At 58.3% G+C, this 12,637-nt stretch carries 10 protein-coding genes; 6 read left to right on the top strand and 4 right to left on the bottom strand.

The genetic code is table 11. The features are described from left to right. The 4 genes from dsrK to ACEW8N_RS14445 all read right to left on the bottom strand — a co-directional run bounded on the left by dsrK (position 1) and on the right by ACEW8N_RS14445 (position 3,793). A complete protein-coding gene (gene dsrK / locus ACEW8N_RS14430; RefSeq protein WP_373500538.1) occupies positions 1 to 1,620 on the bottom strand; it encodes a sulfate reduction electron transfer complex DsrMKJOP subunit DsrK in 1,620 nt (539 codons plus the stop codon). Between the two features lie 3 nt (positions 1,621 to 1,623). Further along, positions 1,624 to 2,625, bottom strand: coding sequence for a sulfate reduction electron transfer complex DsrMKJOP subunit DsrM (gene dsrM / locus ACEW8N_RS14435; protein ID WP_373500539.1), 1,002 nt, complete (start codon positions 2,623 to 2,625; stop codon positions 1,624 to 1,626). Between the two features lie 66 nt (positions 2,626 to 2,691). Further along, a complete protein-coding gene (locus ACEW8N_RS14440; protein ID WP_373500540.1) occupies positions 2,692 to 3,234 on the bottom strand; it encodes an RsbRD N-terminal domain-containing protein in 543 nt (180 codons plus the stop codon). Between the two features lie 139 nt (positions 3,235 to 3,373). Continuing rightward, a complete protein-coding gene (locus ACEW8N_RS14445) occupies positions 3,374 to 3,793 on the bottom strand; it encodes an iron-sulfur cluster assembly scaffold protein (RefSeq protein ID WP_373500541.1) in 420 nt (139 codons plus the stop codon). A gap of 1,185 nt (positions 3,794 to 4,978) precedes the next feature. Between ACEW8N_RS14445 and ACEW8N_RS14450 the strand changes: the two genes are divergently transcribed. The 6 genes from ACEW8N_RS14450 to ACEW8N_RS14475 all read left to right on the top strand — a co-directional run bounded on the left by ACEW8N_RS14450 (position 4,979) and on the right by ACEW8N_RS14475 (position 12,523). Next, on the top strand, positions 4,979 to 7,501 hold the full coding sequence (locus ACEW8N_RS14450) for an ABC transporter ATP-binding protein/permease (protein WP_373500542.1): 2,523 nt from the start codon (positions 4,979 to 4,981) through the stop codon (positions 7,499 to 7,501). Continuing rightward, positions 7,476 to 8,003 (top strand): Crp/Fnr family transcriptional regulator, encoded by a 528-nt coding sequence (locus tag ACEW8N_RS14455; protein WP_373500543.1) that lies wholly within the window; start codon positions 7,476 to 7,478, stop codon positions 8,001 to 8,003. The genes ACEW8N_RS14450 and ACEW8N_RS14455 overlap by 26 nt, the downstream gene beginning before the upstream one ends. Positions 8,004 to 8,029: 26 nt before the next feature. Next, positions 8,030 to 8,449, top strand: coding sequence for an ATP-binding protein (locus tag ACEW8N_RS14460; RefSeq protein WP_373500544.1), 420 nt, complete (start codon positions 8,030 to 8,032; stop codon positions 8,447 to 8,449). 37 nt (positions 8,450 to 8,486) lie between these two features. Next, the gene (locus tag ACEW8N_RS14465) at positions 8,487 to 8,834 is read left to right on the top strand and encodes an STAS domain-containing protein (RefSeq protein WP_373500545.1); all 348 of its coding nucleotides are present in this window, start codon (positions 8,487 to 8,489) and stop codon (positions 8,832 to 8,834) included. A gap of 128 nt (positions 8,835 to 8,962) precedes the next feature. After that, the gene (pepN, locus tag ACEW8N_RS14470; RefSeq protein WP_373500546.1) at positions 8,963 to 11,626 is read left to right on the top strand and encodes an aminopeptidase N; all 2,664 of its coding nucleotides are present in this window, start codon (positions 8,963 to 8,965) and stop codon (positions 11,624 to 11,626) included. Positions 11,627 to 11,629: 3 nt separating this feature from the next. Beyond that, a complete protein-coding gene (locus ACEW8N_RS14475) occupies positions 11,630 to 12,523 on the top strand; it encodes a deoxyribonuclease IV (RefSeq protein WP_373500547.1) in 894 nt (297 codons plus the stop codon). Positions 12,524 to 12,637 lie beyond the last annotated feature (114 nt).

Below are 12,637 nucleotides of genomic sequence, written 5' to 3' on the forward strand. Positions count from 1 at the left end.
CTATTCCTCCATTCCAGGCAGCGGTTCACCGCGCAGATCGGTTTCTCTTTCCTTTTCACCCGGCAGGATCATGGCGTTGGCCACCAGTTCCGTCACACCGGTGACGTTAACCTCGGGAACCCAGTATTCCATCAGTGCCGGCAAGGCGGCCCGATCGATGGCGCAGACGCAGGCCAGCATGTTCACCCCGTGTTTTTCATGGACGTACTTGACGGCGTTGGCCCTTGGCATCCCGCCGCACATCCTGAGCTCCATGTCCTCGCCGGCGTTCAATCCGGCCCCGCTGCCGCAGCAGAAGGTGTTTTCACGGATGGTGCTGGCCGGCATATCGTAAAAATGGTTGCAGGTGTTCTGAATGACGTAACGGGGTTCGTCCAGCATACCCATGCCGCGGGAAGGGTTGCACGAATCGTGGAAGGTCACGATGTGGTTGTCGTTGCGGCTGCGATCGAGATCCAGCTTTCCATGCTTGATCAGGTCCGCCGTGAATTCGCTGATATGGACCATCTTGGTATTTTTGGCGTTCTCGAACCTGGTGCCGGTGATGGGAGACACGGGCGCTTCCAGAAAGTCCGCCGGGCCGTTCATGGTTTCCATGTACTGGCTGATGACGCGCCACATGTGGCCGCATTCCCCGCCCAGGATCCACTTGACGCCCAGGCGCTTGGCCTCCGCGTACATCTTGGAATTGAGGCGCTTCATGGTTTCGTGGGAGGTGAAAAAGCCGAAGTTGCCGCCCTCGGAAGCATAGGTGCTCCAGGTGATGTCCAGGCCGTATCTGTCCTTGAGATATTTGAAGAGGATCATATATCCCATGCAGGTATAGGTGCCCGGATCGGCAAACACGTCCCCCGAGGGGGTGATGAAAAGAATGTCGGCGCCCTTTTTGTTGTAGCTCGGCTCGACGTTGATCCCGGTGATGCTCTCGACATCCTCGACGAAAAAGTCGAGCATGTCCTTGAAGGCGTGCGGCTGAATCCCCAGGTGGTTGCCCGTCTGGTAGCAGTTGGAGACCGGCGTGGCGATCCAGTCGATGTTGAGGCCGATCAGGTTGAGCAGTTCGCGGCCCATGATGGTGATCTCGGCCGTATCGATCCCGTAGGGGCAGAAGACCGAACATCTCCGGCATTCCGTGCACTGAAACAGGTAGTACCACCATTCCTTGAGGACATCCAGGGTCATGGGCCGTGCGCCGCCCAGACGCCCCAGGATCTTTCCAAGGGCGGTGAAGTCGTTGCGGTAGACCGATCTCAGGAGCTCCGCGCGGAGGACGGGCATGTTCTTGGGATCTCCGGTGCCGATGAAAAAATGGCATTTATCGGCGCAGGCGCCGCAGCGGACGCAGACATCCATGAAGATCTTGAAGCTCCGGAATCGATCCAGGCGCTCCTTAAAGCCCTCATGAATAATCTTCTGCCAGTTGTCCGGCAGCTTCCAGTCGTCGTCGAGGGGATTCCAGGGCCGCGCGTTGGGAAGCCCTAAGGTCTGGACGCTTTTGGGGTTGGCGGCATAGCAGTACATTCCCGGACGGATATTGATCGGCGTATCCATCCAGTCGGTCTTGGCCACGGTATGATCCAGGTTTTCCAGCAATTCGTCTGATTTGGGAAGGTCCGACATTCTTTACTCCTTATTCTCGACTGGGAGGCCAGCTTCTATCATGAGATCCCTAAAATGATCCTCGTATTCCTCGTAAGTATGAACCTTGACCGGGTAATTCCAGGGGTTCACATGCCGAACCGCCCGGGTGTTGCCGGTCAGGTTTCGCGTCGGGCTCATAAATATCCCGCCAAGGTGCATCAGCTTGCTGAACGGAAAGTACATCAGCAGAACGCTGACGAATAAGAGATGAACATAAAAAATCCCCCCGACATCCTTGGGAATCACCGGATGGAACGTAACCAGCCCCATGGTGAACTCCTTGACGGCCGTCACGTCCACCTTCGTGAAATAGCGCATCATGATTCCGGTGGCAGCGATACCGATGATGAGAAACAAGGGGAAATAATCCGCGGCGAGGGAGATGTAGTTGACCTGGGGGATGAACATTCTTCTCGCGAGAAGATAGAGGGTCGCCGCCAGGAGAACGATGCCCGAGAGATACACGACGGGCAGGCCGAACTGGAAAAAGCCGTCAACCTGCTCGAGTATTTTGACGAAGAAGGGAACCGGCTCCGTTAAAAAGCGCAGGTGGCGGATGCAGACGACCAGGAACGTGTAGTGAAACGCCAGGGCGCCCAGCCATAAAAACAGCTCCAGGCCATAAAACAGCTTCCCGCCCTCTTTGTACTTGAACTTTACATTGCGGAAGAGGGATCGGAAGGTCAGGATTTCCAGGATCATGCGAATGATGACGCCCCCCGGGGTGCTCGGGTTGTCGAACTTCGCCTGGTTGATCCACGGAAGCGATTGTTGCTGGCCGCAGGTGGTGGTGATGCGGAATGGAACCGGCGAGCCGGCCCAGTCGACCACTTTCCGGATGAATCCCAAAAGAAATATCGCGAAAGCGAGATATGGGATGACAATCCCGAAAAATACCTGAAGCCCTGCCGCTTCGACGCCCGCGTACGCGAGGAGGAAGAGCAGAACCACTGCCAAGAGGGAAAACATGTACTTAACGTTCATACAACCTTACCTCACTCCACCGCCCCTGAGGGATGGTTCCCCGGAGCCTCGTCATGATGATTAATGTTATTTCTCCTCAAGATCCGGACCATCCTCCGGGATCTCATGTATCAAACCCGCTCTTGAAAACGCTTTATACAGCCGCTCTTTTTCCAGATTGGTCCTCAGCTTGAGGACCGTCTCTCTGCATTTCATATAGATGTTGAAGGTCACCAGGCTGAGCTTGTCGATCTCCAGCTCGAACGCCAGAAGCGCCTGGAGCACCTGAACATCCGTCATCCGGCTTTCAAATTCATCTCTGATGATGTTCTTCAGGAAATAGGGGAAACCGACGGCCTGGGCGGGAGAAAACATGGTTTGGACCGCCCGGATCCGGATGATGGGGTCCGCGGCGGACTGGAGAACGGCGCTGTCGGGCGCCTCTTTCAGCAGCTCGTCGAAAATCCGGGTGAGGCTCTCGATGGTCGTGCTGCCGACGGGGTTGCTGAAGGGATCCTTCTGACGTTTGAGAAATTGGGAGGTATCGGCGGGATAGGTATCCACAACCCTATCAAACCACTTCTTGATAATGGACGTTTTTCTTTCCGCCAAAACCGCTTTGAGCCCCATACCCCTCCTTGATCATTACAAGAAAATATCCAGAATTGGATGCGCTGTCGAATATAAATTTAGTGTTTAAGAACAGTCCTATAAACAATTTTGACTATTTATGTCAAGACCAAATCAGCGCGGCGGCGGGGTGAGGAGGCTACCGGTACAGCTTTTTCCAGGGCGCCCGACGGACCTCCTGAAAGCTGACCAGCGCCAGGTACAGGGTGCCGACCGCAAGCTCCGCGCAATGAAAATGATCTGATGGAAGCGTTTCAAGGCAGGCCGCGACCTTCTCGGGCGAAATCTCCCAGGCATCGGCCAGCGGTCGCCCCTCGGATAGCAGGGCCATCATGTTGCAGCATGCGTTGGTATGGATGCATCCATCCAGTTGATAGCGGAAGATAGTGATCCGCCCGTCGCGGATCTCCAGAAATATCTCGATGCTGTCTCCGCAGTCTCCTGTTTTTTTCCCGTATCCGTCGGGATGTTCGATCACGCCCTGCCTGTCGGTGCGGAAGGCCATTTCCAGGAAGGTGAGGGAGTGGGCCTCCAGCTCAGGGTGCTGTTCGTTGCTCATATGGCTTCACCGCGCATGCAATAGGGTATCTCAATCCGCGCCGGACACTGCCGGCAGCGTCAAATCCTTATAATAGCAAGCCCCATGATGCAAGCCAATAATTGAGGGAGCGGCGGACGGGCAGCGCATTTCGAGACGCCCATGGCCGCCAAAAAGGAAACGGCTAATGAACTGGTTAGGTTCAATTAGCCGTTAAGGAGGAGAACAGATGAAAAAATTATTAGGTTGACTTAGCTTATTGCAACAGGCTTGCCAAAAACCACGCTGCTAAAAATATTTTTATTTTTTACTATTAAGTCAAATCGTTATATATTTTTATCGCGGCTGCCAAGGATTTTTCAGCACCCGGAAGCGGCATCCATCGGCTGGTTGTTGTTCATCCTGATGAACCGGGCATTGCCCAGATTTTTCTTTTTTCATTTATTTTAAATGTGTTATAAATTATCCAGAAGAGTTCAAAATTTTAAATCAATTTACAGAATTTTTAGCTATAACAAATTAACTAATTGTTTTATATTGATATTGTATCGTACCTATTGTTGAACTCAGCACATTGTCCTACCCTGGCCGATCACGGTGGCGAGGAAACAACGAAGGGATTTTCAGCGGCTGCGGATTGGGCGGTTTGATGCAAAAAATGAAACGGCTAATGAACTGGTTGGGTTCAATTAGCCGTTAAGGAGGAGAACAGATGAAAAAATTATTAGGTTGACTCGTGAATATGCAATCCGCCTGCCAAAATGCAAAAAAACTGCTTATATATTTTTTTATAAATTTTTCCAAATAGTTAAATACGCATTCCATGCATCACCGCGGAACTGAGATCGGCCTGGGGCCGACGGAATGGTTCAGTTTTTTTGACCCGTCCATCCCCTTTCGCCGCCAGATTGACAAGATTATGTATATTTATTAGGATGTTAAATACCGTTCCAGTTGGATTCAAATTCATGAACCTATTTTCGGGAATTTCAGATATAAATAGGTATCTATTCTGATTATAACGATATATGGACATGTCGACATGTAAACCGCCGTCGGGGCGCCGCACCATGACCCGCTTCCCACCGAGCCGGGACGAAAATATTTTTCCTTTGGCGATCGGCATTCAAGTGCTATAGGGAGGATGTTCATCCGCATAGAATCGTTGCAAAAAGGGCCCTTCACCCGAGACCATACGAGAAGAACATGAAAAGATATCAGACCTCCCGGCCGGTGACGGAGCGGTCCCTGTTTTCGTGGGTGCTTTCCAGCAGCATCAACCTCCAGCTTGTTCTGCTGGTGATCATCGTCATCACGGTGTTCGCCAGGGTCGTTCCCCTGGAGATGCAGAAAAAAATCATCAATGAAGCGATATTCCTCAAGAAACACGAACTGCTGATGATCTACTGCGGCATTTACCTCATCGCCGTGCTGACATCGACCGTCTTCAAATACCTGACCAGCGTCATCCAGACGATCCTGGGCCAGCGCGCCCTGGCCGGGATGCGCCGGGCCGTTTACCACCACATCCTCACCCTGCCCATCCATTTTTACCGGAAGACCCAGCCGGGGATGGTGGTCTCCGCCCTGGTCACGGAACTGGCCACCGCAGGCGATTTCGTGGGGATGGCCGTCGCCATTCCCGTCACCAATATATTGACCCTCCTGGCCTTCGGCGCATACCTCTTCTGGCTCCACCCGCTTCTGGCGGCGGTGTCGCTGTCCATCTATCCCGTCGTTTTCATCCTCATCCCCTTGCTGCAGGCCCGGGCCAACACGGCCAACAAGAAGCGGGTGGACATCACGCGGGACCTCTCGGACAAGATCGGCGAATCCATCTCAGGCATCCATGAAATCCACACCAACGGCGCCTATGCCATCGAAAACCGCAAGTTCGACGCCATCGTGGAGCGGCTGATGAAGGTTCGCATCGTCTGGAACCTCTATCGCTTCGGCGTCAAGACCACCAACAACTTTCTCAACAGCCTGAGCCCCTTTCTGATCTTCATCATCGGCGGCTATCTCGCCATCAACGGCCAGTTGGCCCTGGGGTCGCTTGTCGCCTTCCTGTCGGCCCAGGAAAAACTCTATGATCCCTGGAGGGAACTACTGGATTTCTACCAGTCCTATCAGGACGCGACCGTGAGCTACAGGCGCGTCATGGAATATTTCGACGCCGCCCCCGAGCACCTCCTGGAACCGCAGGGCAGGCCCCCCTTTGACCTGGACGGCGGCATCGAGGTGAAAGACCTCTCCTTCTACACGGAAAACGGCATTCGGCTGCTCGACCGCGTCAGCTTCTCCCTGGAACCGGGGAAACACATGGCGGTCGTGGGCTTCTCGGGCAGCGGCAAAAGCACCCTGGCCCTCTGCCTCAACCAGCTCTACAAATACCAGGGCGGGCAGGTGCGGATCGGGGGCCGCGAGGTCTCGGAACTTACCAAGAAGGACATCACCCGGAACATGGGAACCGTATCCCAGTCGCCGTTCATCTTCGAAGGCACCATCGAGGAGAACCTCCTCTACTCCTGCAGGGCGCTTCAGGAATCCTCAGACGACGAATATCCAGTCGCCCTGCCGTCCCTGGATGACAGGATCGCCGCCCTCCAGCAGGCCGGCATCTTCGTGGACGTTCTCCGTTTCGGCCTCAATATGCACCTGAACCAAACGGACCATGCCGACCTCGTCGGTCGGATCATCCGCATCCGGGAGGCATTCCGGGATGAATTCGGCGATAAGATCCATGACCTGATCGAATTTTTCGACGAGAAGACCTATCTCTATCATTCCTCGGTGATGGACAACATCGTCTTCGGCGCCACGGATCAGCCCGCCCTCTCCGGTGTGAACCTCAGCCGGAACAATTATTTTCTCGCGTATCTCGACGCTGCCGGCCTCACCGCCCCCCTGTCGAACCTGGGAGCGGAGGTTGTAACGCAGACCGTCGATATCCTGGGCGATCTTCCCCCCGAAGCGATCTTTTTCGAGCAGAGCCCTCTGGAGCCCCATGAGATGGAAACCTACACCCCTCTTGCTGAGCGCCTAAAAAAAATGCACCGCCGGCAGCTCGCCGACGAAGACCGGCAGATGCTTCTTGACGCGGCCCTCCGCTTCTCGCCGGGCAGGCACAAAATGGTCTCCCTTCCGCCCGGCCTGGAATCCCTGATTTTATCTGGCCGGGCGCAATTCCGGGAGACGGTCTCCCGGGATTATCCCGAAATCTTCGCTTTCTATGACGCCGCGCGCTACATCCCCTCCGAAACGATTTTAAACAATATCCTCTTTGGAAAATTAAAATCCCAACACCCCAAGGCACAGGAAAAAATCAACCAGAGCGCCATTCAACTGCTGATTCAGGACGACCTCCTGGAGACCATCCTGAAGATCGGGATGCAGTTTCAGGTGGGGTCCAAGGGCGACCGGCTCTCCGGGGGCCAGCGACAGAAGCTCGCGATCGCCAGGATATTCCTCAAGGCCCCGAAGATATTGATCATGGACGAGGCGACCTCCGCCCTGGACAACAAGTCCCAGGCCCGGATCCAGAACCTCCTCGAAAACCACTGGAAGGGGAAAAGCACGGTCATATCCATTGCCCATCGGCTGGATATCATCAAAAACTATGATTACATTGCCGTCATGAAATCGGGAAAAATCGCCGAGCTCGGCGGCTACGACGAACTCATCCGCAAAAAAGGACTCCTCCATGAACTCGTCCACGGAAAATCATGAGCCGGTTCACTCCTGCGAATACAAGGAGAACCTGAATATCCTGAGACAGACCTATCTCTTCTCGAAACTGCCCATGGAGCCCCTCAAGGTCTTCGCCTATCTTTGCACGAAAGAAGTGTACGGGGCCGGCGACTTCCTGTTCCGGCAGGGCGACGAGGACGGGCAGGCGCTGATTCTCCTCTCGGGAGCAGCCCGGCTCATCCGCGAAAACCATCATGGGGAATGCGTCTTCAGGGACTACGCCCCGCAGGATTTCATCGGCGCCATGTCGCTCCTGGGAAAAACAAACCGGCTTTACTCCCTCAGGGCACTAACCGACACCACCTGCCTGGTGCTGGAGCGGGAACGGTTTGCAAGAACCCTGCGGCAGTTTCCGACCATCGCGCCGGTCGTCATACAGGCCATCGCGGAGCAGGTCCATGCATGGGAGGAGAAGCTGCTCGTGCAGCATGCGGATCATTGTGAAGCGTGCAAGTCGATCGTCGGGATCAGCCTGGTATAGCGGGAAGGCGACGCGGAAAGGTGGGTATGGGACGACACGAGATCGGTTTCAGGCTGCGAAACGACCTCTCCGAGCTGGAAACGCTTCGGACAAAGCTGGATCAGTTCAAAGCCGAGGCCGACATCCCCGACAAAACGCTTTTCGAGCTCAACCTGATCTTGGATGAGCTCTTCACCAACGTTGTTTCCTGCGGATATCGGGATATGGATGAACATTGGGTGGAAATCGCCATTTCCCGGGAGGGAAAGCTGCTGACCCTGTGCGTCATGGACGACGGTGTGCCGTTCAACCCTTCGACTGTCAGGGCGCTCGACACGAGTTGTCCGGTGAATGAACGGCGCATCGGCGGTGTCGGCATCCACCTCGTCAAACGCCTGACCGACGACATGGCCTATCGCCGAGCGAACGACCGCAACATCGTCACCCTCAGCAAAAAACTGCCGTAACCCATCGCACACGCGAAGAACGGCATCAGAGGCTTTTATGAAAATTCATGAACAACGGCAAGAAGATGCATGGATATTCCGCATTGACGGACGGCTGGACTCGAACACCGCCCCGGAACTCGAAAGCACGGTGTTTCTGGCCATCGAGAAGGGTGCCCGCCGCATGGTCATCGATTTCGAGGCCCTGGCCTATATCTCCAGCGCGGGGCTCCGGGTCATCCTGAAAACAGCCAAGGACCTCAAGCGGCTGGACGGCAGGCTGGTCCTCTGCGCCATGCAGGATTACGTTCGCGAGGTCTTCGAGATATCCGGTTTCGACACCTTTCTGGCCATCGTCCCCACCACCGGCGAAGCGCTGCGCCAGGTTTCCCGTCCGCCCGGATAACGCGCGCCCCCTGAACCTCGGCAACACACACAGTGTCAGGGGGCGCAGACAGGTTCGGCAGGCGTCCCCGCCGCGGCCGGCAGGTTCCGGCGGCATCCCGATCAATCCGACACGTTGGAGAAACCCATATGGACACCCCTCAGGCAAACTATCTGAAAGACTATCGCCCGCCGGCCTTTCTCGTGGATACCGTCGACCTCGTCTTCGAACTCAAGGAGACCGACACTACAGTCACATCGACCCTGGCCCTCCGCCGCAACCCGCCGGACGCGGCATCTCCGGATGCGCCGGAAAAGGCTCCCCTCGTCCTCGACGGGCGGGACATGGAACTCGTCTCTGTGCGGATGGACGGCAACGCCCTGCCCCCCGGAGGGTATCAACTCGATGCAGACACCCTCACCGTTCCGCACGCGCCGGACGCCTTCACCCTTGAGATCACCACGAAGATCCAGCCCCAGGACAACGCCTCCCTTGAAGGGCTTTACCGGTCCGGCGGCATGTTCTGCACCCAGTGCGAGGCCGAGGGCTTCCGGAGGATCACCTATTTCCCCGACCGGCCCGACGTCATGGCCGCATACACCGTCACCCTCATCGCCGACCGGTCCCGCTGCCCGGTCCTCCTCTCCAACGGCAACCGCGTCGACGGCGGCCTGCTGGAGGACGGCAGCCACTGGGTGAAATGGGAGGACCCGTTCAAAAAACCCTGCTATCTCTTCGCCCTGGTGGCAGGCGACCTCTTCTGCCTGGAGGACGCCTTCCGCACCCGGTCGGGGCGTACGGTCGCCCTCCGGATCTACGTGGAGCACGAAAACCGCGACAAGTGCGGATACGCCATGGAGGCCCTCAAAAAGGCCATGACATGGGACGAGGAGGCCTTCGGCCTGGAATACGACCTGGACGACTACATGATCGTGGCCGTAAACGACTTCAACATGGGCGCCATGGAGAACAAGGGCCTCAACATCTTCAACTCCAAATTCGTCCTGGCCCGCCAGGATACGGCGACGGACGTCGATTTCTGGAACATCGACCGGGTCATCGCCCACGAGTATTTCCACAACTGGACCGGCAACCGGGTCACCCTCCGGAACTGGTTTCAGCTCAGCCTGAAGGAAGGGCTCACCGTGTTCCGGGACCAGGAGTTCTCCTCGGACATGACCTCCCGGCCGGTCAAGCGCATCTCGGACGTCCGGACCCTCCGGGCCTTCCAGTTCCCCGAGGATGCGGGCCCCATGGCCCACCCGGTCCGTCCGGCATCCTACATCAAGATGGACAATTTCTACACGGTGACGGTCTATGAAAAAGGCGCGGAGGTCATCCGGATGATCCACACAATCCTGGGGCCCGAGGATTTCCGGAAGGGCATGGACCTCTATTTCACCCGCCACGACGGTCAGGCCGTCACCATCGAGGACTTTGTCGGCGCCATGGCCGACGCCTCCGGCCGGGACCTTGCCCAGTTCATGCGCTGGTATTCCCAGGCAGGAACACCCGTTATCACGGCGGGCTGCCGCTACGACCCCGTCCGGAAGGAATACACCCTGACCTTTTCCCAGTCCTGTCCGCCGACCCCCGACATGGGCGGGAAGGCCCCCATGCACATCCCCGTGGCCGTGGGCCTCATCGCCCCGGACGGGAAGGACCTCCCCCTCCAGCTCGCAGGCGAAAAGACGCCGGGGGAAACCACCCGGGTCCTCAACCTGCGTGCGGCCGATGAATCCTTCACCTTTGTCAACGTCCCGGCGCCGCCCGTCCCCTCGATCCTGCGGGGCTTTTCCGCGCCGGTCAAGCTCCGGGCGGGAACCAGCGACGCCGAGGCCCTCTTCCGCTTTGCCCACGACAGCGATCCCTTCAACCGGTGGGATGCCGGCCAGACCCTCTTCGCCAAGGTCATGATCAGCCTTGCCGGGGATTTCCAGCAGCAGCGACCCCTGAAGCTCGACGACGCCCTGGTCGCGGCGTTCCGGCGGACCCTCCTGGACGAGACCCAGGACCGGGCCTTCCTCTCCCACGCCCTGACCCTTCCCGGCGAGTCCGAGCTGGCGACCCTCATGAGCGAATCCGCCCCCATCGATCCGGAGGCCCTCCACCAGGCCCGGCGGTTCGTGACCCGGAGCCTTGCGGGCGCCCTCCAGGAGGAATTCCTGACGGTGCTGGTCCGGAACCAGGACGAGGGGCCCTATGCCGTCGATCCGGCCTCCGTGGGGCGCAGGAGCCTCAAAAACACAACCATGGCCTATATCGGGCTGATCGAGACGCCCGAGGCGGTCCGGCGCGTCTACCATCAGTTCGAGAGCGCACGGAACATGACCGACGAGATGGCCGCCCTGGCGATCCTCTCCCACATCCCCTGCGGTGAGCGGGTCCAAGCGATGGAACGCTTTTACGAGCGGTGGCGGCAGGATGTCCTGGTGCTCGACAAATGGTTCACCATCCAGGCCGGGGCCCAGCTCCCCGACACCCCGGAGACCGTGAGGAGGCTCCTCGCCCATCCAGACTTTTCCATCAAGAACCCCAACAAGGTGCGGGCCCTCATCGGGGCCTTCTGCAGCCTCAACCCCTGGTGCTTTCACAGCCCATCGGGCGAGGGATACGCCCTTCTGGCCGAGCAGGTGATCGCCCTGGACGCCTTCAACCCCATGATCGCGGCCCGGATGGTGGGGATGTTGAATCACTGGAAGAAATACGAACCCGTCCGCCGGGACCTGATGAAGGCCCAGTTGGAGCGTCTCATGGCGCTGCCCAGCCTCTCGGGCAACGTCTACGAGATCGTCTCCAAGGCCCTGGCCTGAGCCGTGGCTTCCGACCCGAACGGGCGCCCGCCCCTGCTCCTGGGCGCCCACTTCTCCATCGCCGGGGGGCTTCACAACGCCCTTTACAGCGCGGCCGAATACGGGTGCGGCGCCCTGCAGATCTTTACCCGGAACTCCCGGACCTGGAAGGAAACGCCCCTCATCGAGGCGGCCGTGGCGCGCTTCGACCAGGCCCGGCGGGAGACGGGCATCACCGAGATCGCCGCCCACACCTCGTACCTCATCAACATCGCGACCCCGGACGAAAAAAACCGGACCCGAAGCCGCGACGCCCTCGCCGCCGAACTGGAGCGCTGCGCACGCCTCGGCATCCCCTACGTGGTGCATCACCCCGGCGCCCATTTAGGCGCGGGGACCGGGCAGGGCATCGCCACTGCCGCCCGCGAGATCCGCGGCATCCTCGAAGCGCTTCCCGGCACAGCCTGCCGTCTGTTGATCGAGACCACCGCCGGCCAGGGGACCGGCATCGGCCGCACCTTCGAGGAGATCGCCTTGATCCTGGCCGCCGTGGACGCCCCGGAACGGACGGGGGTCTGCCTCGACACCTGCCACATCTTTGCCGCCGGCTATGACATCCGAACCCGGGAGGCCTACGACCGGACCCTGGCCCATTTCGAACGGACCATCGGCCTGGACAGCCTCTTCGTCCTCCATCTCAACGACGCCAAGACCGATCTTGGCTCCCGGGTCGACCGACACGCCCACATCGGGGAGGGCGCCATCGGCCTTGACGCCTTCGGCTTTTTCATGCAGGACCCCCGCCTCGCCCGGTGCCCCAAGATCATCGAGACCCCCAAAATGCGGGGAAAGACCGACATGGACCGGGTCAACCTGGACCGGCTGCGGGGTCTTGCGGAGGGGCGCACGGCCATGTAGGGGCGCACGGCCATGTAGGGGCGCACGGCCATGTAGGGGCGCACGGCCATGTAGGGGCGCACGGCCATGTAGGGGCGCACGGCCATGTAGGGGCGCACGGCCATGTAGGGGCGC

It is taken from the genome of Desulfococcus sp. (genome assembly GCF_041737845.1).
Taxonomy (GTDB): Bacteria; Desulfobacterota; Desulfobacteria; order Desulfobacterales; family Desulfococcaceae; genus Desulfococcus.

Coding starts and splice junctions, on each gene's coding strand:
- dsrK (WP_373500538.1), bottom strand. CDS start 1,620: ATGTCGGACCTTCCCAAATCAGACGAATTGCTGGAAAACCTGGATCAT.
- dsrM (WP_373500539.1), bottom strand. CDS start 2,625: ATGAACGTTAAGTACATGTTTTCCCTCTTGGCAGTGGTTCTGCTCTTC.
- ACEW8N_RS14440 (WP_373500540.1), bottom strand. CDS start 3,234: ATGGGGCTCAAAGCGGTTTTGGCGGAAAGAAAAACGTCCATTATCAAG.
- ACEW8N_RS14445 (WP_373500541.1), bottom strand. CDS start 3,793: ATGAGCAACGAACAGCACCCTGAGCTGGAGGCCCACTCCCTCACCTTC.
- ACEW8N_RS14450 (WP_373500542.1), top strand. CDS start 4,979: ATGAAAAGATATCAGACCTCCCGGCCGGTGACGGAGCGGTCCCTGTTT.
- ACEW8N_RS14455 (WP_373500543.1), top strand. CDS start 7,476: ATGAACTCGTCCACGGAAAATCATGAGCCGGTTCACTCCTGCGAATAC.
- ACEW8N_RS14460 (WP_373500544.1), top strand. CDS start 8,030: ATGGGACGACACGAGATCGGTTTCAGGCTGCGAAACGACCTCTCCGAG.
- ACEW8N_RS14465 (WP_373500545.1), top strand. CDS start 8,487: ATGAAAATTCATGAACAACGGCAAGAAGATGCATGGATATTCCGCATT.
- pepN (WP_373500546.1), top strand. CDS start 8,963: ATGGACACCCCTCAGGCAAACTATCTGAAAGACTATCGCCCGCCGGCC.